Origin of the sequence: Paenibacillus sp. FSL M7-1414, assembly GCF_038003195.1 — a bacterium.
Classification (GTDB): Bacteria; Bacillota; Bacilli; order Paenibacillales; family Paenibacillaceae; genus Paenibacillus; species Paenibacillus amylolyticus.
In genome coordinates this window covers 1,656,614-1,679,104 of record NZ_JBBOOS010000001.1, presented here as the reverse complement: position 1 = coordinate 1,679,104, position 22,491 = coordinate 1,656,614, and the positions used below count along the sequence as shown (strand labels likewise).

Genomic DNA, 22,491 nt, shown 5'->3' with positions numbered 1-22,491 from the left:
ACAACCTTTGCCTGGACACCCAGACCATATTTTTTTGGTAAAAAGAAAGCTGCACAGCCATCCTGCCCCGGATGCTGTTCATCTAAACCTCTTTTGAACTAGCCATTCCATGTCTCATGGACATATCTAACTTTTGTCTTTCAAAGAGTGGACACTCTTTTCAAAAAGACATATACAACCCACCACACTAAAAATACAACATACAGTATGAACCAGATACAATAAAACTACATGTTGTATACGATGCGGTCAGCCCTTTCTAACACCAATGTCCACCCTTTGAAAGACAATTCGCCACCATTTGTCCACTTTACAGAGACACGACAACCAACTTCAAAGATTGGAAAGTGAAAATTAACAATTCATACTCAATTCACACTTACTCTTACTCATTTCATACTCACTCATACTCGTAAAACGCATCGTCATCCGTATCCACTTCTTCGCCCGATTGCTTCTGGAAAAACTCCAGGAACGGCAGTCCGTACTTGCGGTACTTGACCTCACCGACCCCTTTGATATCCAGCATGTCACGTTCTGTCTGTGGACATACCACACTCATCTCACGAAGGGTCGCGTCATTGAAGATAATGTACGATGGCACATGCTCTTTCGCCGCCAGATCACGCCGGATCAGACGAAGTTGTTCAAATACCGTCTCATTAACCGCAGATGGCATTGCATCGCGTCCACGACGTCCGCCATAATTCGTACCCGAAGCCGTTGCCGCTGTCTTGCGGACGACACGTTGCATCACTTCACGCTGGCCTTTGAGCACTTCCACCGCTAGTGGTTGCAAACGTACAACCGGATACTGTCCCTCGGACAACATCAGATATCCTTCGGATACCATCACGTTGATGATCTCCGATATCTCGCGCTCTGTCCGATTACCCATCACGCCGTAAGTTGGTAGAGAGTTGAAGCCGTAATCAAGCACTTTTTTGGCACGGGAGCCTTTGAGCACCGAAGCGACCAGCGATACACCATACCGTTCACGCATGCGGTGAATGCAGCTGAATATTTTCTGTGCATCAATCGTCATGTCTACCAACTCACGGTCGTCCGTACAGGAACTGCAAGTACCGCAAGGTGTATCGTCATGCACCTCACCGAAATAATCCAGCTGCGCACTGCGCAGACAACGCGTTGTGTAACAGTAATCCACCATCTGTTGCAGCTTTCGGTAATCGTTCTGTTTACGGTCGCCGTCCATCGGATTCTGCTCAATCAGGAATTTCTGGGTGATAATGTCCTGTGCCCCGAATAGTAGAATACATTGGCTCGGTTCTCCGTCCCGTCCCGCACGCCCTGCTTCCTGCACGTATGCCTCCATGTTCTTCGGCATGCTGTTATGAATAACGTAACGCACGTTCGACTTATCAATCCCCATCCCGAACGCATTTGTCGCCACCATCACTCGGATATCATCGTACAAAAAAGCTTCCTGGCTCTGGGACCGTTCATCGTCCGTCATCCCGGCATGGTAGCGTCCTGCGGGCAATCCCGCTTGCAACAAACGCTGATGCAGATCGTCCACGTCCTTACGAGTCGCGGCGTACACAATGCCCGGCTCGCTGGCATGCTCGCGCGCATAATTCAGGACAAAATCCTTCTTGCTCTCGCCACGCAGCACGCTAAACGCCAGATTATCCCGCCCCAGTCCGGTCACATATGTCTGCGGGTCCTGCAAACGCAGCAACCGCAGAATATCGCCCATGACCTCGGGCGTCGCTGTAGCCGTAAAGGCCGCAACCACCGGCCGCTCCGGCAAACTGTCCACAAACGGCGCTACCGCCAGGTAGCTTGTCCGAAAATCATGCCCCCACTGCGACACACAGTGGGCCTCATCAACAGCAACGCAAGAGATCGGCAAATAGCCCATCTCCTCGCGGAACCAATCCAGCTCCAGTCGCTCAGGCGCGACATAGAGCAGCTTCAGCTCACCGCGCTGCGCCGCGCGGATGCGATCATTCACTTCTTTGCCGCTAAGTGTACTATTAATGTACGCGGCAGCAATTCCGGCGGTCGTCAACGCATCGACCTGGTCCTTCATCAATGAAATTAACGGGGAAACAACAAGTGTCAGACCCGAATATAACAGAGCCGGGATCTGATAACAGATCGACTTACCGCCCCCGGTTGGCATAATACCCAACGTATCTTCACGTTCGAGCAGGCTGGCTACAATCTTTTTCTGTCCCTCACGGAAGTCGGGATAGCCATAATATTTTTGCAGGAGACCCTGCGCTTCTTCTAATGTAGGTGTTTGCACACTCATGTAAAGACTCCTTACTTATCACCGGTGTTTTCCCACCAGCTTGGTCCGATCCGATTCTGACATCCGAAAGCGGCTCATATCCCGCATCCTTGACAACAAAATGGCGTTCTCATGACTTGTCCGTCAAGCAAACGCCGCTCCCTTTAGTTTAACGGCCCAGCCCCGAATGAGCAACCGCGTTTTACTGTAAAACGTTTGAAGCCCCTTCATTAAAATAAAACAACCGTCCTGCCCTAGTTGGACAAAACGATTGTTGTAAACTTTTATTCACAACCGACACACTCATATCACGCTAGTGTACCCATACCCATTCATCTGGTGAAGCTACTATACCTTACAACTTCACTTTAATCTGTTAACGATTCTACCTCAGACTCCGGCAATCTTCACAATTTCAATCGTCTTTCTTTTTTTCCCTTCTACTAATCCCTTTTCTATCCCCTTAGCTATGCCTTTTTCCGTAGCCCACTCAATCATAGAAGCTTCGTCATGCAAATACTTCTGCCGCTCTTCATACAAACGACGTGCTTCACGATCCTGACTTAAGAACTCCAGCGTATCCATTACTATCTTAACCCCAGATTCATTCATGTTGTACCACCGCCTCTTGCATTCATACGATAATACAATCCTTTCCTCTGCATCAGTTGTTCATGCGTTCCATCTTCGGCAATTCGGCCATGTTCCATCACAAGGATGCGAGAGCACTGACGAGCAACCTCCATGCGATGTGTGACGAGTAATCCTATGCTGCCTTTCATAAAGTTCAGCAAGTGATTCATTACGTTCTGTTCTGTCTGAATATCCAGGGATGACGTTGGTTCGTCCAGAATATATAGATCAGATGACCTCGTAAAGAGTCTGGCAAGCGACAGTCGCTGTTGTTGGCCTCCAGATAGATTGGCCCCTTTCTCATGCAACATTGCTGCGTATTGTCCTTCCTGTGCCTCAATATATTCATGCAAACCTGCCTGCTCTGCCGCAAACTTCACTCTGTCCAATGTAACGTCTGAACTCAGACGAATATTATCTTCAATCGTTCCTGTGAAAAAAGTAGGTGTCTGCGGCATATACGTGAGTCTGGACTGGTCATCCATCTCTATATAATCTGCAACATGTTTATCACCCAGCAATACGCTTCCGTTTGTTGGCTCGATCAGCCCTGCACACACTTGGCACAGTGTAGATTTGCCAGCACCGCTGGCGCCAACTACCGCAACCAGTCCACCAGGAACCAGATTAAGCGTAATCTGATCCAAAATCTTCCGACCACTGTCTTCATCGGTTACCGTAACCTGTTGAAGACGTAGCATAGCAATTTCGTTCTCTTTATGTGCCCCTTTTTGTGTACTCCCTTGATCTTGGGTACAAATTCCCTGTGCAAGCTCCTCGTGCTTAGTATTGGATGTATCTGCCTTCTTGTTCTCCGCCAATTTCAACCATGCAGAGATACGTCCAAATGCACCCACGCTGGCTTGCATCTGACTCCACTGGCTGGACAAGCCGAGTACTGGCCACACCACCAGTTCAAACAGCAGACTACTTGCAACAACCATGCCCGGAGACAAAGTTCCCCTAGCCGCTGACAAAGCAATAAGGAACAACGCTGCCAATTGAGCCAAACCAAACACCGCCATCGCCACGTTATCCGACATGCTCAGGGTCATCTGCAACTTGGCCTGAACACGATTCAGTGATTGCTGTTGTGTCCGAAAACGAGCGAGAAACCACGGTGAAGCATTATACATCTGAATCACCGGTATCCCTTCAACATACTGTTGGATCTGTTCTTGGGACTCGCCTTCCCTGGATTCGACCTCATCGGACAGATGTACAATTCGCTGATCATACAACCTCGCCGTAAACCAGATTGCCCCTGCACTTACCAAGGCAATAACCGCAACCCATGCATCTGCTCTGTACAAGTAACCCAGCGATAGAGCAATGATGAATACAACCGTAACACCCTCTGCAATAGCCTCCACAACTTCTGCACCATGCTTGGTGTCTTCCTTGATACGAAGCATCACATCCCCGGACTTCTGTCTGCGCACCCAGGAATAGGGCATCCGGTTTAACAGTTTTAACAGATCCATGGACATATCCCGTTGCATCGATTCCTTGAGCCATACCAGCACATAACGATGCATCGCGAGTAATACGATAAACCCTGCCAGAATGGCGATAAAGATCAACGCTGTAGCGTTTAACTGCTCCTGTCCCCCATCATGAATAGCATCCACGAAGAATCCCTGTACAAAGGCAAGTCCCCAATCAAAGACCGCATCTGCTGCGATAAAAATGAGCAAGATCGCTACAGCTAATCCATAAGGTTTCATCCAGCGAAAAATAACGGGCCATACCGTTGCCAATGATACAGCTTGTTTTGGGTCATCTGGAACATCACTTTCGTTCATCTGATGATGAGCTTCATTTTCGATATTTTCATTTTCATTATTTTCATTTATCTCATATGCTCCGCTTTTCTCATGACTGCTTTTCATTTCAACGTCATCGGTATATGCTGCATCTTCGATCTTGTTACTCATGCTGTCCCTCCACTTCCGTATCCTGCTCCGCAATATAACTTCGATATCCGTTTGGACGATCCAGCAATTCACGATGAGTCCCCGTATCTTCGACGCGTCCCTTCTGAATATAGATGACCTGATCTGCCCGTTCGATCAGCGATAATCGATGAGTAACTGCAATAACCGTTGTGCCTTTGTCAGCAGTGATTCGGGCAAAGAGATCATTCAATCGTTGCTCATGCCACGGGTCTTGAGATGACGTCGGTTCATCCAACAATAGAATATCCGGATTCCTCAGCATCGCTCTGGCTAAACTAATACGCTGAAGCTCACCACCCGACATCGTCCCGCCTTGTGGCTGAAGCTCTGTCCCATAGCCGAGCGATTGACGCATAATCGCGTCATGTGCATGCGTCATATGGGCCGCAACCTTTACTTGATCGGCAGATATCCCCTCTTGTCCAAAAACAATATTCTCTTCCACTGTACCTGTGAAAATAAAGGCTTGTTGCGGAACATATACCTGATTGATATTCCCTGTCCGAACTTCGTGCATATCCTTCAGTAATTTCTTCTGATTCATGACCTGGATCGAACCAGTAACAGGTCTATCTAATCCGGCTATCAATTTCAATAACGTGGTTTTCCCGCATCCACTTGGCCCGGTGATTACAGTAAGCTTTCCTTTCTTGGCCTCAAAAGAAATATCTGTTAACACTTCTTCTTGCTCCGCATACCTATAAGACACATGCTGCACGTTGATGCCAGCCGGTTTAGATTGCTTTTCAAGCTGCCCTAAATGCGTATCGGACCGTACATATGTATTTGTACCGGTATTAGCAACCGTGTTCTTTCTCTCCAAATCCAGCACCTCAAAGATTCTGGACGCATGAGAAGCCGAACCAATAAAATCATTCCACAACCCAGATAACGATTCAATCGGACGTGTTAACTGACTGCTTGCTACCAGAAAAGCTGCCAGTCCTCCTACATCCATATGTCCATTCAGGACCTGCATGCCGCCTAGATAGAGAATCAGAATGATGCCACCATACGTGGAAACCCGTCCGGCTGCTTCCGAAAGTCGTTGTAACACAGATACAGACATCGTATGTTTGAACACCTGATCCATTCGACCTTTAAATTGATGGTGTACATAACCCGCGAGTCCGTAACTTCGGATCTCAACTGGGGCTTGGATGATTTCAGTCAGTATCTCATCTCTTGACGCTGCGCTGGTATTCAACTGATCATGCTCTCTTTGTAGACGTTTACCCAGTCCTACTGTTACAAGAGGATAGATCAATGTGAATGCAATGATAGCCAACGACAGCGGCAAGTTCACCCAGCTGAAGTAAGCAAAGGCAAGAATCAGCTGAATGATATTTTTCGCGAGTTCAATGCCATGTTGGTTGATCCCCTTCTGTGCTTCCTTGGCTGAAGTCCAGATCCTAGAGGTTAGGTCACCCGTATGATAATGTGCCAGATCGCGCGTCTCTGTGTTGCTAAAGGATGAGAGCAGTAGAGACTGCACAGACAATAATGTCTTTTGCTGGAATAACGTCTCGACCCTCGTCATGAATGCGGTTACAATCAATCGTAATACTACAATGCTAACGCCTATGATCAACCCTGAGTAAAGTAACGAAAACTGTGCTTCAGTCGCGCCTTTGACCAGTCTTCGGATCGATTCCAAATAACCGACCTCAATCAGGGAGACCAAACATGCGGCGAAAAGTAACAGAATGATGAACATACGGTACTTGCCCGTTAGTGTCCATAATCGAGTTAACATGCCTAACGTTGTATAATTTTTTTTGTCAGCAAACATGGATGCTTTCTCCAATCTTGTCATTAAATTATGTACTTGGTTATGATATCATCGGTGATAAGGAAAAAATGAACATTTATTGCTGTAAGTACTATTAGAAGTAGGGAGATTGATATGCAACACGATCTGCTAGACACTCTGGATAAGCTATTCGACTACATAGAAGACCATATTCAAGACAAATTAACGCTGGATCATCTGGCATCTGTGACTCATATATCCAAATTCCACCTGCATCGCATGTTCAAACATGTCAGCGGACAACTGCCTGGAGAATACATTCGTTCACGCAAATTGGCACGCAGCCTAGAGCAATTGGTGAATCTGAACTGGAAGATTATCGATATCAGCGGACATTACGCTTTTGAACATGAACAATCCTACATACGTGCTTTCAAACAAGCCTTCGGCATTACACCCCTGCAGTATCGCAAACAGGGAGCTGGAAACCTTGAATTCACAGCCCGCATGACTTCGTCCATGATCACAACGCTTCCATATGGATATATTTTCAAACCAACGTATGTACGAAAACCGGCTATGAAACTCATTGGGCAACGGTCCCACATTCGGTATGCAGATAACGAAGAGCACTATGAAGCCAATTCAGCAGGCAACGACTTTTTTGAAAAACACTTTCATTCGATTCCTAACGTGTTGCAACCCAACGTATATATCGGATTCACCAATGAAATTAACGAGGATTACAGTACATATCAGCCGTCTGTAGAGGTCACCAGTCTGGATCATATCCCTGAAGAACTGGACGGAATTGAGGTCCCGGCCAACCAGTATGCCGTATTCAAATTTGTCTGTGATTTCCATCCAAGTCTCATCAATATTGATCATCTGGACAGTGTCTGGACATTTATCGATGAATATTGGCAGAGCCATTCGGGGTACGAGAAGAGTGATCCCTACTATTTTGAAAGAATTGATGGCAGCCTGGCTCAGGACCACTACGGAGAAATGGACATTTATATTCCTGCAAAGCAAATTTCACTGTAAGCTGCATATGGAGGTTCAACCTTATGGACTCAAATACTCAAGCTAATTCAAGTTCATCCAATACAAATTCTCGCAAACCTTGGATACGTAGACACCCTATTTTCACTACATTTACATTGTTGATTCTTGTACTGTTTGCCGCTGTATTCCTGTATTTCTGGCTCCGTCCTTACGTCTCAGCATTTGACCGTTCCGAGCTGGGGGAATTGAGTTATTCCATGCCTTCAAGGAAGGGTGAGTATACTGCCGAGATCTACGGTGTGCCCTATGGTGGTGCGGCAGGCGGCGTTACAATCTGGGTCGATGTAAAGAAGACAAATGCACCTGAGGACGCCACGGTAAAAACGATCTATCGTGCCAAGCACCACGGAAATAACCATCTCGAATGGGAAAGTGAAAACATACTCCGGATTGAAAACTGGAATGAATATACGGATGAGACCATGACCCTCAACATCGATGACGAAATATATGATGGATGGGGCTGGGCATGTAAAAGCTTACGAATGAAGGACCAGTATGTGCGATGCCTAGCACCCGAAAAGTAAAACAACTTAGCAGCTAATATGACGGGTCTGAACACTCGACGGCTTATCTTGATGCGTAATACTCACTGCACCGCATGTCAGAAGTTCCAAAGCTCTGTATGCCTTGTGAAAATTTCACCAAATGCTACTTTCATTACACCATGGCAAGAGATACACGCGGCACGAGAAGCGTAAAAAGCCCCACTCACCGACTCTTTCGGTTAAGCGGGGCTGCTCTTGTTCCACATATTATTGTTTATTTACTTATACTTTATTGTGATCTGATATGCTTGTTCACTCACTTCTTCATAGCTATCAGACTTAAAACATTTGGCAGCATTATAATTTATCTATTATATCTGTTCTACCTCTTAATCCTCTTAATCCTCTTCTGCTTCTGCTTCTGCTTCTGCTTCTGCTTCTGCTTCTGCTTCTGCTTCTGCTTCTGCTTCTGCTTCTGCTTCTGCTTCTGCTTCTGCTTCTGCTTCTGCTTCTGCTTCTGCTTCTGCTTCTGCTTCTGCTTCTGCTTCTGCTTCTGCTTCTGCTTCTGCTTCTGCTTCTGCTTCTGCTTCTGCTTCTGCTTCTGCTCGCAATTGTGCCTTACACTCTATTTCCACTCAACCCTTATTTTCACTGATCCGCCCTATCGCATCCTACCAGCAACGAATTAGTTTTTGTTGTTATTTCACTTCTACTTCAATCTATTTCCCCTATTTCCTAATCCCGCTTCAAACCCTTCTGTACTCATCTGTCCCAGTTCGTCTCTCTACTTACGCGGTGACACTTCACCACGTTCTTCCCGCTCCTTCATCTCCTTGCGTACCACGACTTCGAGCTTCTGGCGATTGGCAAGTAATCCGGGATCGTTGGGCAAGTACTCACGGGCTTTGGTGTTATGCATGAGTGCCTGCTCCCAGTTGCCCAGATGAGCATAACAAAGGGATAAACGGGCATGTGGCAGCCATGTACGGCAAGCCATAGGCACCGGGCGCAGACCCGGATCGCGGCTGCTCACGTCCACCGCCTGCATATACCAGTAGATCGCCGAGACCGGCTCCTGCCGTTCATGGAAACAGGCGGCAATGGCGCAGCAGAAATCGGCATGTGGCAGATCATACTGGAACGACTGCAGCAATGCTCCGAGCTTACGGCCCGGCTCACCCAGTCGTTCGTAACATTCCGCTAACCGCGCGCAGGCAATCAGGCGATCCTCGCGGTAACCGCTTGGCTGCTCCAGCAGCTTAGCGTACCCGCGTACCGCCGCCGCATAACGCTGGCGGTCATAACATTCGCCTGCATAATAAAACAGCAGGCGACCTTGGGCTACGCCCTCTTCGGCGATCCATTTGCGCAGAATGCGCACGTTTCGCGCCGAATGATGTCCCGCTTCGCGGCGATGCGTGACGGCAATATCTGCCGTAATGACCTCGCCCCGCGGAAAGATAAGCTGCTCGTGCAGCCGGCCATGCCAGCGGCACCCGGCATCCCGCTTGACCAGGCGAAGGCGTCGGTCCGTCACAAGTGGACTCCCCTCCGCTCCCTCGGCCAGCGTGTAGTTCAAGATCACAGCTTCCGTCTTCCCCCCGGACGGAAGCTGCTGCTTCAACACCTCCAGCTTCGCCCGTTCCGCGGGCAGCAGCACATCATCCGCATCCAGCCACAGGATATACTCCTGCGTGGCCTTGGCGAATGACTCATTCCGCGCTGCGGCAAAGTCTTCCTTCCATTCATATGTGTAGACCTGGTCGGTATACTGCGCAGCGATGTCCATCGTGCGATCCGATGAACCGGTATCCACAATGACGATCTCGTCCGCGATGCCGGCAACCGAATCCAGACAGCGCGCCAGCGTGCGTTCCTCGTTCTTCACAATCATGCACAGACTGATGGTGATCACGTTTTGAGCCCCTTCCTGTCGTACGCGTATTGCGAAATGTCATAACGGGTTTGTTCTTTCATTGACCAGGTACTGGTACTAAGCCACTCCAATTTTCTCTTCAAACTTACGATTAACTTGTAAACCAAGAATCAGCGCTACCACTACAAGAGGCTGCTTTCACACTCATTCTCCCAAATCTCAAAGTTCAATAAAGAATTTATTTCATCTTCACTGTGGCTAACGAACTGAGGCGACGCTATTCGGTGTATTTCAGCCACTTGGTAAATGTAACGAATCTGAGACCCGCTATTCTCGCATTATAGGCATCCATTCGTCGTTTATCGCAGCTTTCAGATGAAATAGCGCCGCTGAGATTCGTTACATTTCTCATCTCGTCTAATTCATCAAAATAAGACGTGTGAGATTCGTTAGAATACCCCTGCCCTTGCCACTGTCCCTACCTTCACCGCTACCCTTCCCCACTCTCCTGACGACGAAGTCGTTTCACCTGCTCCACTGCACTGTCCAATGCCTTCTTGCGCTGTTTCATTACGCGGAGGTGCTGATGTTCCACCTCGGCAAAATGGACATGATCCAGCTCCATCCACTCCATCAGTTGGTCCAAAGTCGGCGACATATGCAGCTGTGTATTCCGCCGTTTGCGGGCCACGCAACATAGATATTTATGATGAACTTCGAGTTTCAAGACTTCAAAATACGGCATCAGGGTCATCGCCAGGCTTCCCGCATAGAAGGTCTGCTTGTGGTCATAGAACGGGTGATACCCATACGGCACAGTCACAACCAACGTCCCATCTTCTTGCAACAGCCGATAAATCTGGATCAACAACGTCTCCGGATGAGCAAAATGCTCCAGCACTTCTCCAAGCAGCACAGTATCAAAGGCAGTCCTTACTTTCCATTGCGTAATATCCAGCATTCGAAAATCCACATTGTTCCTAACTGGCCTAGACTCTTTCGCAAGCTCAGCTTGCGCATACCGGACACTTTCTTCTTCCAGATCGATCCCTGTCACACGAAATCCTTCACGTGCCAGCAGAATGGACGTAATGCCCTGACTGCACCCGACATCCAGGATGCGTTTGCCTGTCGCCTCACGGCACATCCAGTGGATACGCGTTCTCGTCGCTTCATGAGAATCTTCCGAATTAATCTCGCCGTAATAGCGTTCACTCACTCGATCATGATTGGCCATAGGTTTCTCCCGTTTTCACCCGGTGAACCGGCTGACCCAGCACCACAATATTTCCCCCGAGGCATCCGGCCGTTGCATTGCGTGTATCAAAAATCAGCTTTGCATGGTCTGCCATCTCCTGATAATTGAATCCCGAATGATCCGTGGTGATGATCACCAGATCAGCTCCTGTCCACAATTCCGGCACAGCCGGACTAGAGTGCAGCACTGTACCGTCATCCTTGCGGAAGATAGGCACCATTGGATCGGTGAAAACAACATCTGCACCCGCTGCGCTCAGCATCCGAAAAACGTCCAATGCTGGCGATTCGCGCAAGTCGTCAATATCTTTTTTATAAGCCATACCCGCCAGTACAACACGTGCTCCCCGCACAGATACACCATTCTGCTCCAGCAGCTCCGCGGCACGTTTCACCACTCTCTCTGGCATTTGCCGATTAGTTGCATCCGCCAGCTGGATGAATTGCAGCTCCGATCCCTGACGGTTTGCTGCCCAGGACAGATAGATCGGATCGATTGGGATACAGTGCCCTCCGATGCCGGGACCGGGATAGAATGGCATATAACCAAATGGCTTGGTTGCCGCCGCATTCAGTACTTCCCAGATGTTTACCCCCATCTGTTCACAGGCCGGGGTCAGCTCATTCACGAGTGCAATATTGACACTACGAAATGTATTTTCGAACAGCTTTGCTGTCTCCGCTACCGTTGTTGAACTTACCGGAACAACTTCGTTGAGGAACGAGCCGTAGAACTGTTTACCATAATTCAGACAAGCGGGTGTCGAACCGCCAATAATCTTCGGGGTATTTTTCACACCATAATGCACACTGCCCGGATCTACCCGCTCTGGAGAATAACAGACGTAGAACTGTTCTCCAGCTCGCCAGCCGTTTGCCTCTTCAATCGGTTGTTTCACGCGTTCCTCCGTTGTGCCCGGATAGGTCGTACTTTCCAATATAACCAGGCTGCCTTCCTGCAAATACGGAGTCATGCCATCCACCGCCGCCGAGATATACGAGATATCCGGTTGATGCTCGGCAGTCAGCGGAGTGGGCACACAGATTACAATCACATTGGACTGTGCCACCGCTGCATAATCGGTGCTTGCCGTGAATAATCCAGCCTGCATAAGCGACTGCACAACATCATCTTCTATACCTATGACATACGAATTCCCGGCGTTCAGCTTGGCTACCTTGGAAGTATCGATGTCAATCCCGTGGACTTGATAACCCGCCTGTGCCATCTCTACAGCCATGGGTAAACCCACGTAACCTAAACCGATGACAACAGCTTTTAGGGAGCGGTCATTAATATGTTGTATTAGGGTACGTTGCTGTAACTCTTCATTACCTTCGTGCTGGTTGTGCTGATGATTTTCTTCCATTCCTACCACCTCCAAACGCTCCGCCTCCCCTCGGTGGGTGTGTCTGAAAACTCCGAACGAGTTTTGAGATACACCCTAATCGATATAGCCACCTTCACGCAAAAACCGGGCAATCGCTGGTTTGTTCATCATGGCACTGTCCGAGCGATACTCGGAGAAGTTCACACGTGGCAGACTGCTGTACTGATCCGTCAGGCTCTTGTCCTTGTGCTCCGGCAGGATCACATAATACTGCGCATCGTATTGGTACGTACGCGGCGCTTCAAAGGGCGAGATCAGCACTTCATGTAATTTCTCGCCTGGACGTATTCCCGTCACCTTATAATCGAAGGATGGACGACCTGCCTGTTCCAACATGACGGATGCAAGTTCCGTCATCTTGCAAGCTTTCATTTTCATCACAAAAGTCTCTCCGCCCACAGCTGCCTCAGCCGCCTTAAGCAGTAAATGTATAGCTTCAGTACGCGTCAAGAAAAAACGGGTCATGCCTTTGTCCGTAATGGTCGGGCTTTTGCCTTCATCGATCTGACGACGGAACAAGGGCACAACACTGCCGCTGGTTCCAAGCACATTGCCCCCGCGGATGCAGACAAACCGGGTACCTTCACTTAGCCAGTTGGCACGGATCATCATTTTTTCACCCAAAGCCTTTGTCATGCCATATACGTTAATCGGATCTACTGCCTTATCGGTGGACACATCGATGACTTTGGCAACCTGCATACGTATCGCAGCCCGAATAATATTCTGCGTCCCGATTACATTGGTCTTGAACGCTTCATCAGGCTGGTCCTCGCAGACCGGAACATGCTTCAGCGCAGCCAGATGGAAGAGCACACCCACACCTCTGCATGCATCTTCCACTGCCCGATAATCGCGGATATCCCCAATGATGAATCGCAGACGCGGATCATGGTTGAAGTCTCGCTGCATCGCAATCTGGGCGTATTCATTACGTGACAGAAGGCGAATCTCAGCCGGGTCTTGCTCCAGCAGCACCTCGGTCAGCTTTTGACCCCAGGAGCCCGTTCCTCCGGTGATCAGAATCGTTTGTCCTTGAATCATGGATGAATCCCTCCCTGATCAGATCATGAATTCGCGTAGTACCTGTGCCATCTCATCCCGGCTTAACCGGTCTTTGGGCGGTACCTTTTTGGTTGAAGTATTGCTCGAATGCACGATGTTGACATAATTGCGCGGAGCAAGCAGCTCGTGCGGCAGTTCAATGACATTGCCATGTGTACCTCTGCCCGGGAGCTTGACCCGGTATCCTGCTGCGTATTCGGCTGTCTTATATAAGTAGACATAGAACTGTGGAGAACGGTGAAACGCTGGGGCCATCTCGTTATTCACACTGTCCCACAGATATCCGTTCTGGTTAATCAATGCCATCGTCTGCTGCTGTGGTTGAATATCGTAGAGCTGTTGAACAAAGGTTTTATGGTATAGATCATCCGAATCCAGACGGGCAATATAGATATGCTCCGCACCTTTGGCAAACGCCAAAATGGCACGCACACTCTCCATATTGGTTCCAAAACGAATATTGGAGGGAAGCGGCTCCTGACCCGCCAGAATCTCCTGCATTAATTCCCCGGATTCCTTGGACAACTTCACCACTGTGAGGAAATCCTGATTCGTCTGCGCCTTCAGGCAATGCAATGTGAACGTGCGGAAGATGCCCATCCGACGCTCCAGCCATTCCCGCGTTAATCGCTGTGGGTCCATCCCATAATTGTTAAAGTTAATCTCAATCACAACTTTCCTGGACATAACATTCCTCCTCATGAACGCTGCAAGTTCCGTTTACCGGATACAGACTGTTTTCATAGTTTTGATGCCGTCTTCCTACGAAGACCATCTTCTATCTATCTGATCGCTTACAAGCCACATCTCGCTTGTGAATCCAGCACTCTATATCGTATGAAACGTTGATAGAAGCGGTACCGACAGATGTACTAACTTTCATATAAATAGATTGATATACAACCGAAGATGGCGCCCTTTGGGTCGAACGTACATATCGTTACGGTATTCGCAACATAGAATAGAACAGTTCAATTTTCAAAGGAGGCAACCATCAAATGAATTCGATCTATCTTGAAATGGAAGGTGTGCTTGATCAGCTCGAAGCGGCACTTCTGGAACACCGACCGCTGTCTCTTGTAAGAGTCGGTGATGGCGAGAATATCGTCATGTCTCAAGAAACCGTATGGCCCACGGAACAGGTCCTTCAGGAGCGTTGGGCCAAGAAAGCCAACTTAGGGCAAAAGGGACTTCGTCTTCCCAACCCGAAACTACGGGATGAAGTCGCCGCTTCCTTGCAACGTGCCGATATCGTGGGTATTCTTCCTCGTGGTGACAGCACCATTAATGCTCCCGATTATCTCAAAAGACCCCTGACCGACATGGTATTTGCACACTTTGGCATCTCTCCTCCGATGACTTGTCACGCCTGTGTTAATCGGGAACTGGCGCAGAACCCGCGTTTCTGGCAGATGCTTGCAGGCAAGCGTGTGTTACTCGTTACTCGTGAGATTGAGGCTCTGCGTGCCATGCTCGAACGTGAGCCCTATAATCTGAACATTGTGACTGCCCTGCCCTTCGACAGCTATGATCAAATGGATGAAACGCTGCATTGGATTCAGAATAATCAACATACCTTCGACGTCGCTCTCTTCTCCTGTGGCGTCAATGCGGTTATCCTTGCGGAGCGAACAGCTGCACTCGCAGGCAAAGTTGCCATCGACTTTGGCAAAGCCAACAACATCATTCTGAAAGGCCGTGCCAATTGATCCTGGACAGTTCCAAACTTTAGATTCATGATTTGTATTGAAATGTACAGATGCTTGTACGGCAAAAACCCCCGACTGCTTAAGCCGGGGGTTTCTTGCTGAGCGCTAGTCGAAACCTATCGCTGCATTGTCTTGCGTCTCTGGGGTATGAAGCGAACTCTGCCGTCAACAGAAGTGATGACGAAGCACTCTGCCTGTAATATTTCGCCTTTCACTACTAACCGATGGCTGCAATACCGTATAACATCTCCGGCCCGGTTCTTACTGCTGTGGACACCCCCGAGATGAACGAAGTATACACACTTTCCAATGCTGGTGGTGCAGACAGATCCTGAGCTGTGAACGAATGGAATTCGGCACCTCCGTTCTGTCCAATCGTACCTTCAGCACGGTAGATGATATAGAAAGGATCATATAAAAAACCCCGCACAAGCTCCACAACAAAGGTATCTCCCAGTTCTCCCGTAACACCTACTGTCCCGTTCAACGTAATAATGGGATTCACCACACCCTGCGTCTGTAGACCAATGGTGCCAAAAGCTGTAGGGGATTCTGACAGTGACAAACCGGGCTGTCCTACGGTTGCCGAGTTCATCGAAGTTCTCATATCGAGAAACACGCCCATGAGTAACACCTCCAATGCTATGGGATACCCTATCCTATGAATCTCACTACTCTTATGATTGGATGTATAGCAGATTGTATGAACCTATTTTTATTTGTCGACTGTTAATGGTATATTGAACTGCATAACGAAAATGAACGGATCGTATGCACACAAGCGGTACAGGCTGTTCAGAAGGAGATTACTATTCATGAATAAACGCAAACGTCCAACCAGCAAGACATCGGCCTCGGCCAAGGGGAAATCTTATGCAGGTTCATCTTCAGCACGTTCCGGCAAGTCCAACTTCTCATCTGCCAAAACATCAGGTGCTCCCGCATCACGCAATACGGAGGAGAATAAGAAGCCATTAGCCGCGAAATCATCGGGTGCTCCCAAGAAAGCTGGAGGCAACAAACCCAAAAATGCCAGCGCATCCAAACGACCAGGCAATTCCTACTATCGCAAGCAGGAACCACCACGCCAGTACAAAGTGACCGAACCGGATGAACTGTTGAACTTCCTGTTGCAGCATCTGAAATCAGGACGGAACGCAGTGAAGTCCATTCTGGGCCGTGGACAGGTATCCGTGGATCAGAAGGTTGTAACCAAGTTTAATGCAGCGCTGACGCCAGGTCAGATTGTCTACATTCGAAAAGAAGGTGCAGTTGCTGCTCCATCCTTGACGGGTATTAACATTTTGCATGAAGACGATGATATCATTGTGATCCGCAAGGAAGCCGGACTATTGTCCATTGCCGCTGACAAGACAGATGACCTGACGGCTTATCGCCAACTGACAGAGCATGTGCGCCGCACCAATCCGCTCAACCGGATCTTTGTTGTCCATCGTCTGGATCGGGATACATCGGGTGTGATGATGTTCGCCAAAAGTGAAGAGGTACAGCAGAAACTGCAAAACAACTGGAAGGAAAATGTGCAAGACCGCGTCTACGTTGCCCTTGTTGAAGGTTCAGTAACCAAAGAAGAAGGCACCATCTCTTCCTGGCTGAAGGAAACCAAAACGCTGAAAATGTACTCCAGCTCTCGTCCGAATGATGGACAACATGCCATCACACATTACAAACGTCTGAAATCGAACCGTGAGTTCTCCTTGCTGGAAGTGCGTCTGGAGACAGGGCGTAAAAATCAGATTCGTGTGCATATGGAAGATCTCGGACATCCGATTGCTGGTGACAGAAAATACGGTGCACGCACAAGAGACCTTGGCCGTCTCGGACTTCATGCACGTATACTCTCGTTTATCCATCCCACAACGGATGAGTTAATGTCATTCGAAACGGATATTCCGAAGCCATTCCTGTATCCGTTCCGTGCAGAAACTCCACCCGCGAAATAACTTTACCTTGATCATGCCTGAAAGGAGGAACGGACACTGAAAAACCTGTTAATCACCGGTTACCGGGCACATGAATTGCAGATTTTTGGACAGAAGCATGAAGGTATTCCTTTTATCAAAAAAGCCATCTCTTCCCGCCTCACTCCCCTTGTCGAGGATGGTTTGGAATGGGTGCTGACGCCGGGACAATACGGTGTGGACCTGTGGGCCTGCGAAGTGGTGATTGATCTGAAGAAGACGTATCCACATCTGAAACTGTCGATCATCACTGCCTTTCAGAACCCGGAGGAGCAATGGAAAGAAGACAAGCAGGAGTATTACCGTTCCATCCTCTCGGGTGTGGACTATTACGGTGCGATTAGCAATCAACCTTATATCGGGCCGTGGCAGTTCACTGCACGGGATGACCTGTTGCTGCGTAAAAGCGACGGTCTTCTACTCGTCTATGACGAAGATGCCGGCGAAGGCAGTCCCCGTTTTGTGAAGGAAAAAGCCGTGAAGAAACAGCAGAACGCGGACTATACAATCATCAGTGTCACTTCAGAGGATATTCAATCTGTAGCTGAGGATGAGCGCATGAACGATATTGCGGACTTCGACGATTCTTCATTCTGAAAAAATGTAGATTATCTGAAGTCCTTTCATGCATAGCTGTGATCAGAGGAAAATCGTATTTCGAATGACGTACATATGTTTTTTTTCGAGGCAGGTTGGGTATAAGTAGTATTATAACTGCGATGATATGTCGTATGGGATAAGGGGAACTGCAACCATGACAATTACGCCAGAGCAGCGCATTCAACTGCATGGATTTAACAACCTGACCAAGTCGCTCAGCTTTAATATGTACGATATTTGTTATACCAAAACCAAAGACGAACGCGAAGCTTACATTGAATATATTGATGAACAGTATAACGCCGCACGGCTGAGCAAAATTCTGAACAACGTCTCCGATATCATCGGAGCCCACGTGCTGAATGTCGCTCAGCAGGATTACGTGCCTCAAGGTGCGAGTGTTACGATGCTTGTCTCGGAGGGTCCAATCGTGGAGATCCCCGAAGAATCACTTGATGAATCTCCCGGCCCTCTGCCCGATAACGTTGTCATGCAGCTGGATAAAAGCCATATCACTGTGCACACCTACCCTGAATTTCATCCTAGTGAAGGTATCAGTACCTTCCGTGCGGATATTGATGTCTCCACCTGTGGTGAGATCTCACCGCTTAAGGCACTGAATTATCTGATCCACTCCTTTGATACGGACATTATGACGATGGATTACAGGGTCCGTGGTTTTACGCGGGATACGAGCGGACGCAAGCTGTTCATTGACCATGAGATCGGCTCGATTCAGAATTATATTCCGGATGAGATCAAGAGTAGCTTTGACATGATTGACGTGAACGTCTATCAGGAGAATATTTTTCATACCAAATGTAAACTGAGGGAATTTGATCTCGACAATTATCTGTTTGGGTACACCAAGGATAAGCTCAGCAAGAAGGAACAACAGGAGATTACAGAATGGCTGAAGCTGGAGATGGACGAGATCTATTACGGCAAAAATATTAATCGTCCCTCTTAAAGAGGTTGTTCAACGCTGATCCATGAGGGCAAAATCTAAGACAAGATTGCATGAAGGCAGGGTTCTTCTTATCGGGGGACCTCCGGCATGTACTTGTCTTTTTCTTTGTTATGTTGACAGTGTGCAACTTAATTTTTTATTATAGAAGTAACTGTACAATCTACAGTGAAGGAGACTGAGCCCGTGATCGAAACGAATACGACAAGACGTAACGAATCACTGTTACAAGCGCTTACTGCACAGCACAATGCCATTACCAACAACATAGCCAATGCAGACACGCCCAACTACAAAAAGAAAACGGTAGAGTTTCAGGAAGAGTTGAGACGTATCGTTGAAAATGGCAAAACAGATCAGCTCGCCATGAAGCGGACTCATGACAAACACTTTCCTATCAGTGATCCCAATTCTTCGATCGTACAGTACCGAATTGTCGAGAACAACGAAACAGCCATGAACAATAACAACAATAACGTTGACATTGACAAGGAAATGGCGAATCTTTCGGAGAATCAGCTCATGTATAACTACATGGTTGATCGGGTCAGTGGACATTACAAAAAAATGAAGAATTTATTGAATGATCTGAAATAATGAATGTACAAGCAGCCCGAAACGGCTGCTTTTTTTTGTTATTTTTCCCTGAGTGTAGCTCGTTTGGTGCCATTTTTCGGTATCCTCTCCTGTTCGTAGTATAATGGGGAGAAACGATTGATTTCATATCGAATAAAAGAGGTGCAACATGTCTCCACGTCATTTAAATGGTTTTCAAGGTTCCAAAGTCAGATTAGCGGCCCCATGCCCGGAAGATTGCATGCGTCTCTCCCGCTTCACAGATGATTATGAATATTTGCGCAACATGGATACCGATATCGCGATCCCGTTAACGCCGGATGAAACGGGTTCTTCGTCTGTCCGCCGAGACAACGGATTTGAATTTGCATTACGTACACTGGAGGGTAACCGATTCATTGGATTCACAGCCCTCTACCGAATTGAATGGAACAATCGGTCGGCTCGTCTGGCCATTGGTATCGGCGAAGAAAATGATCGAGGTAAAGGTTACGGAAGCGACGCTCTGGCTCTGATTCTTCGATATGGCTTCCACGAATTGAACCTAAACCGGATTGCGCTGGAAGTCATTGAATACAATGAAGCCGCGAGACGTGCGTACCTAAAAGCCGGATTCCGGGAAGAGGGTCGCCAGCGTTCTGCAGTTTTGCGGGATGGCATGCATTACGACCTGATCTCGATGAGTATCCTTGCCGAAGAATGGTCCGCACAGGCTGGGCTTCCCTTGTCATTCCAGTCTACTCGTACTCCTGAATCTGGGGATATGGTAGCGGGTGGTTTTTCACAACCTAATGGGAACGAACAAGCTGCGCTGTCAATGTCGGAATTAAGTTCTGTTCCAAAAGGTGAATCTGAAATTTCACCTCGCATCGGCGTAGGTGCGGTCATCCTGAATGAACGGGGCGAAGTGCTTCTCGCCTGGCGGAATCGTCAGCCTGAACAGCACACTTGGAGTATTCCTGGCGGGAAAGTAGATCCCTATGAATCACTGGAAACTGCCGTCATCCGTGAAATCAAGGAGGAAGTGAATCTGGATATCGCCATTGACAGTCTGCTCTGCACGGCGGAGACGATCCAGCCACAACAGAAGGAACATTGGATATCCGTGCTCTATTCAACCAAGGTGATTGGTGGTCATGCTCGTAATCTGGAAGAAGGCGGAGCCATCGGTGAGATCGGCTGGTTCCCATTGAATGATCTGCCCTCTCCACTCGCCTGCTTTGCGGTACCGGGGCTGGAAGCTGTGAAGAAGATGTATAACCAGAATTAAGCTTGGAGGTGCTTGCAAGTGTTGGAGATTCCTCTTCCTCGACCTGTACCCTTCATTCTGCATGAATCGAGTTCCCAATTCGATTGGAAAGGCAGCGGCTCGCTATCACTGAAAACATTCCGTAACGGAAAAACGCTCTATGAAGCGGGACGCGGTCACTTCGCAGTCAATAATGAGAACTATCTGCTTCTGAATGAGGGCCAGGAATATAGTCTTCACATTGATTCATCTACTCCAGTTGAATCCTTCTGTATCTTCTTCCCTCCCGGTTATGTGGAAGAGATCGGTCGGAATCTAATGACCAGTGATCTTCGGCTACTTGATGAGCCGTATAGTTATTCACCCTCAAGCAAGATGGAATGGGTAGAACGTACATACGCGATGGATAATCGGCTTGGCGCAGCCCTGAATCATTTGCGGAATTTCTACAGTCAAGACAGGCTGGACTCCTGGGCAATGGCGGAGCAGCTTCATCAGCTTGCTGTTCACATGCTGGATCTACACCGTAACGTTCAGCAAGAGATCAACAAACTGGATATGATCAGACGTTCAACCCGAGAAGAGTTGTACCGAAGAGTCTATATCGGGCATGAGTATATCTCCGCCTACTATGATCAGCCGTTAACGCTAGAACAGACAGCATCGTCTGCACAACTATCCGTGAATCATTTTCTACGCAGTTATAAAAAGTTGTTTGGTACTTCACCCCATCGTTATCTGACTGAATGTAGACTATTGGCTGCGAATCAGCTTTTGCTTGATTCGGACAGGTCTGTCACCAATATCTGTTATGATGTGGGCTTCGAGAGCCTCGGTTCGTTCAGTTCATTATTCACTAGACGCTTCCATAGCTCTCCTTCCCAGCTGCGGGCAAAAAGGTGATTATGAAGAAGAACCTCTGAAGAGGAACATCTATAATTACATTATCTCATCAGATGGAGGTATTCCTTATGAATCATGCAGAACAGATTAATCAACTATTTCAGGCTGCACAGTCTGGAGATGTGGCCAACCTGCAATTATTGCTCGCTTCTCACCCGGAACTCACCAATATTGAAAATCAGGATGGGTTAACTCCGCTGGGATATGCCTCTCATTATGGACAAGCAGAAGCAGTTCGTCTCCTTCTGGAGCATAGAGCAGATGTTAACACCCTTTCTCATTCCAAGATTTCCTTTATCCCGTCCAATACTGCACTGCATGCCGCACTTGCCGGAGAACGTTCACCAGAAGTTATCCAACTTTTACTCGAACATGGGGCATCCACGAATATTCTGGACAGCGATGGACAATATGCGTTGCACTCCGCAGCATTTCATACGGATCAGATCGAACTTATCGAGATGTTACTTCAGCATGGAGCTGATCCAAACGTGCTGAACTCAGCGGGCCAGACCGCTCTGGATATTTCACTTGAACGTGGTAACACGTCTACAGCTTCATGTCTGCGAGCAGCCGTGGCATCACAGTAGCAAACCATGATTAGATAACGTTATCAATACCGCGAATAACCGTCAGGACTCTTTTTGGAGTACAAAGAGAAGGTTTGACGGTTATTTGTTGTCCTGTATGTTCTCATTCAAATACGTAGTTCAACTATATAGAAATCAGGTATATACATATTTTCTAAGAAAATAA

Annotated in this window: 20 protein-coding genes and 2 pseudogenes; 11 read left to right on the top strand and 11 right to left on the bottom strand. The window is 48.0% G+C overall.

Features of this window, described 5'->3' with window-relative positions; genetic code table 11:
• Window positions 1–400: 400 nt before the first annotated feature.
• From recQ to MHH92_RS07515, 4 genes and pseudogenes are all read right to left on the bottom strand, one after another.
• Window positions 401–2,281 carry a DNA helicase RecQ gene (recQ, locus tag MHH92_RS07530; protein WP_036610632.1) on the bottom strand — a complete coding sequence of 627 codons (1,881 nt, stop codon included), beginning with the start codon at window positions 2,279–2,281 and terminating at the stop codon, window positions 401–403.
• Window positions 2,282–2,665: 384 nt separating this feature from the next.
• A pseudogene (locus tag MHH92_RS07525) lies at window positions 2,666–2,872 on the bottom strand (Rpn family recombination-promoting nuclease/putative transposase); the annotation flags it as partial.
• Window positions 2,869–4,620 (bottom strand): ABC transporter ATP-binding protein, encoded by a 1,752-nt coding sequence (locus MHH92_RS07520; RefSeq protein ID WP_445744703.1) that lies wholly within the window; start codon window positions 4,618–4,620, stop codon window positions 2,869–2,871. The pseudogene MHH92_RS07525 and the gene MHH92_RS07520, both read right to left, overlap by 4 nt.
• A 202-nt stretch (window positions 4,621–4,822) precedes the next feature.
• Window positions 4,823–6,643: an ABC transporter ATP-binding protein gene (locus MHH92_RS07515; RefSeq protein ID WP_340902958.1), complete on the bottom strand. Its 1,821-nt coding sequence runs from the start codon at window positions 6,641–6,643 to the stop codon at window positions 4,823–4,825.
• A 114-nt stretch (window positions 6,644–6,757) separates the two neighbouring features.
• Between MHH92_RS07515 and MHH92_RS07510 the strand changes: the two genes are divergently transcribed.
• Both MHH92_RS07510 and MHH92_RS07505 read left to right on the top strand, forming a co-directional pair.
• Window positions 6,758–7,651 carry an AraC family transcriptional regulator gene (locus MHH92_RS07510; protein WP_339198055.1) on the top strand — a complete coding sequence of 298 codons (894 nt, stop codon included), beginning with the start codon at window positions 6,758–6,760 and terminating at the stop codon, window positions 7,649–7,651.
• Between the two features lie 23 nt (window positions 7,652–7,674).
• On the top strand, window positions 7,675–8,199 hold the full coding sequence (locus MHH92_RS07505; RefSeq protein ID WP_340902956.1) for a DUF5412 family protein: 525 nt from the start codon (window positions 7,675–7,677) through the stop codon (window positions 8,197–8,199).
• Window positions 8,200–8,558: 359 nt separating this feature from the next.
• Here MHH92_RS07505 and MHH92_RS07500 read toward each other — a convergent pair whose 3' ends face one another.
• From MHH92_RS07500 to MHH92_RS07475, 6 genes are all read right to left on the bottom strand, one after another.
• A complete protein-coding gene (locus tag MHH92_RS07500; RefSeq protein ID WP_340902954.1) occupies window positions 8,559–8,795 on the bottom strand; it encodes a hypothetical protein in 237 nt (78 codons plus the stop codon).
• 149 nt (window positions 8,796–8,944) lie between these two features.
• The gene (locus MHH92_RS07495; protein WP_340902952.1) at window positions 8,945–10,075 is read right to left on the bottom strand and encodes a glycosyltransferase family 2 protein; all 1,131 of its coding nucleotides are present in this window, start codon (window positions 10,073–10,075) and stop codon (window positions 8,945–8,947) included.
• A gap of 451 nt (window positions 10,076–10,526) precedes the next feature.
• Entirely contained in the window at window positions 10,527–11,273 is a 747-nt protein-coding gene (locus MHH92_RS07490) for a class I SAM-dependent methyltransferase (RefSeq protein WP_340902950.1), read from the bottom strand.
• Complete coding sequence (locus tag MHH92_RS07485; RefSeq protein WP_340902948.1) at window positions 11,260–12,663, bottom strand: nucleotide sugar dehydrogenase; 1,404 nt, start codon at window positions 12,661–12,663, stop codon at window positions 11,260–11,262. Before MHH92_RS07485 ends, MHH92_RS07490 begins: the two co-directional genes overlap by 14 nt.
• Before the next feature lie 75 nt (window positions 12,664–12,738).
• The gene (locus tag MHH92_RS07480) at window positions 12,739–13,728 is read right to left on the bottom strand and encodes a polysaccharide biosynthesis protein (protein ID WP_340902946.1); all 990 of its coding nucleotides are present in this window, start codon (window positions 13,726–13,728) and stop codon (window positions 12,739–12,741) included.
• A gap of 18 nt (window positions 13,729–13,746) precedes the next feature.
• Window positions 13,747–14,436: a glycosyltransferase gene (locus tag MHH92_RS07475; RefSeq protein ID WP_340902941.1), complete on the bottom strand. Its 690-nt coding sequence runs from the start codon at window positions 14,434–14,436 to the stop codon at window positions 13,747–13,749.
• A gap of 311 nt (window positions 14,437–14,747) precedes the next feature.
• Here MHH92_RS07475 and MHH92_RS07470 point away from each other — a divergent pair, with 311 nt between their 5' ends.
• Complete coding sequence (locus MHH92_RS07470) at window positions 14,748–15,458, top strand: GT-D fold domain-containing glycosyltransferase (protein ID WP_036610658.1); 711 nt, start codon at window positions 14,748–14,750, stop codon at window positions 15,456–15,458.
• A 217-nt stretch (window positions 15,459–15,675) separates the two neighbouring features.
• Here the strand turns inward: MHH92_RS07470 and MHH92_RS07465 are convergent, their stop codons facing one another.
• The gene (locus MHH92_RS07465; RefSeq protein WP_307414491.1) at window positions 15,676–16,083 is read right to left on the bottom strand and encodes a hypothetical protein; all 408 of its coding nucleotides are present in this window, start codon (window positions 16,081–16,083) and stop codon (window positions 15,676–15,678) included.
• A gap of 190 nt (window positions 16,084–16,273) precedes the next feature.
• Here MHH92_RS07465 and MHH92_RS07460 point away from each other — a divergent pair, with 190 nt between their 5' ends.
• From MHH92_RS07460 to MHH92_RS07425, 8 genes and pseudogenes are all read left to right on the top strand, one after another.
• Complete coding sequence (locus MHH92_RS07460) at window positions 16,274–17,422, top strand: RluA family pseudouridine synthase (RefSeq protein ID WP_340902939.1); 1,149 nt, start codon at window positions 16,274–16,276, stop codon at window positions 17,420–17,422.
• 36 nt (window positions 17,423–17,458) lie between these two features.
• Window positions 17,459–18,037: a DUF1273 domain-containing protein gene (locus MHH92_RS07455; RefSeq protein ID WP_076251630.1), complete on the top strand. Its 579-nt coding sequence runs from the start codon at window positions 17,459–17,461 to the stop codon at window positions 18,035–18,037.
• A 157-nt stretch (window positions 18,038–18,194) separates the two neighbouring features.
• Window positions 18,195–19,010 carry an adenosylmethionine decarboxylase gene (gene speD / locus MHH92_RS07450; protein ID WP_036610662.1) on the top strand — a complete coding sequence of 272 codons (816 nt, stop codon included), beginning with the start codon at window positions 18,195–18,197 and terminating at the stop codon, window positions 19,008–19,010.
• A gap of 183 nt (window positions 19,011–19,193) precedes the next feature.
• Window positions 19,194–19,604 (top strand): flagellar basal body rod protein FlgB, encoded by a 411-nt coding sequence (flgB, locus tag MHH92_RS07445; protein WP_036610664.1) that lies wholly within the window; start codon window positions 19,194–19,196, stop codon window positions 19,602–19,604.
• A 148-nt stretch (window positions 19,605–19,752) separates the two neighbouring features.
• Window positions 19,753–20,241, top strand: a pseudogene (locus MHH92_RS07440) (GNAT family N-acetyltransferase); the annotation flags it as partial.
• Between the two features lie 159 nt (window positions 20,242–20,400).
• Complete coding sequence (locus MHH92_RS07435) at window positions 20,401–20,853, top strand: NUDIX domain-containing protein (protein WP_244988445.1); 453 nt, start codon at window positions 20,401–20,403, stop codon at window positions 20,851–20,853.
• An 18-nt stretch (window positions 20,854–20,871) separates the two neighbouring features.
• Entirely contained in the window at window positions 20,872–21,735 is an 864-nt protein-coding gene (locus tag MHH92_RS07430; RefSeq protein WP_340902930.1) for a helix-turn-helix transcriptional regulator, read from the top strand.
• 68 nt (window positions 21,736–21,803) lie between these two features.
• The gene (locus MHH92_RS07425) at window positions 21,804–22,325 is read left to right on the top strand and encodes an ankyrin repeat domain-containing protein (protein ID WP_340902929.1); all 522 of its coding nucleotides are present in this window, start codon (window positions 21,804–21,806) and stop codon (window positions 22,323–22,325) included.
• Window positions 22,326–22,491: the final 166 nt, after the last annotated feature.

What these genes read in the sequence shown, in the direction of transcription:
- recQ (WP_036610632.1), bottom strand. Translation starts at nt 2,281, where the DNA reads ATGAGTGTGCAAACACCTACATTAGAAGAAGCGCAGGGTCTCCTGCAA.
- MHH92_RS07520 (WP_445744703.1), bottom strand. Translation starts at nt 4,620, where the DNA reads ATGAAACCTTATGGATTAGCTGTAGCGATCTTGCTCATTTTTATCGCA.
- MHH92_RS07515 (WP_340902958.1), bottom strand. Translation starts at nt 6,643, where the DNA reads ATGTTTGCTGACAAAAAAAATTATACAACGTTAGGCATGTTAACTCGA.
- MHH92_RS07510 (WP_339198055.1), top strand. Translation starts at nt 6,758, where the DNA reads ATGCAACACGATCTGCTAGACACTCTGGATAAGCTATTCGACTACATA.
- MHH92_RS07505 (WP_340902956.1), top strand. Translation starts at nt 7,675, where the DNA reads ATGGACTCAAATACTCAAGCTAATTCAAGTTCATCCAATACAAATTCT.
- MHH92_RS07490 (WP_340902950.1), bottom strand. Translation starts at nt 11,273, where the DNA reads ATGGCCAATCATGATCGAGTGAGTGAACGCTATTACGGCGAGATTAAT.
- MHH92_RS07485 (WP_340902948.1), bottom strand. Translation starts at nt 12,663, where the DNA reads ATGGAAGAAAATCATCAGCACAACCAGCACGAAGGTAATGAAGAGTTA.
- MHH92_RS07480 (WP_340902946.1), bottom strand. Translation starts at nt 13,728, where the DNA reads ATGATTCAAGGACAAACGATTCTGATCACCGGAGGAACGGGCTCCTGG.
- MHH92_RS07475 (WP_340902941.1), bottom strand. Translation starts at nt 14,436, where the DNA reads ATGTCCAGGAAAGTTGTGATTGAGATTAACTTTAACAATTATGGGATG.
- MHH92_RS07470 (WP_036610658.1), top strand. Translation starts at nt 14,748, where the DNA reads ATGAATTCGATCTATCTTGAAATGGAAGGTGTGCTTGATCAGCTCGAA.
- MHH92_RS07465 (WP_307414491.1), bottom strand. Translation starts at nt 16,083, where the DNA reads ATGGGCGTGTTTCTCGATATGAGAACTTCGATGAACTCGGCAACCGTA.
- MHH92_RS07460 (WP_340902939.1), top strand. Translation starts at nt 16,274, where the DNA reads ATGAATAAACGCAAACGTCCAACCAGCAAGACATCGGCCTCGGCCAAG.
- speD (WP_036610662.1), top strand. Translation starts at nt 18,195, where the DNA reads ATGACAATTACGCCAGAGCAGCGCATTCAACTGCATGGATTTAACAAC.
- MHH92_RS07435 (WP_244988445.1), top strand. Translation starts at nt 20,401, where the DNA reads ATGTCGGAATTAAGTTCTGTTCCAAAAGGTGAATCTGAAATTTCACCT.
- MHH92_RS07425 (WP_340902929.1), top strand. Translation starts at nt 21,804, where the DNA reads ATGAATCATGCAGAACAGATTAATCAACTATTTCAGGCTGCACAGTCT.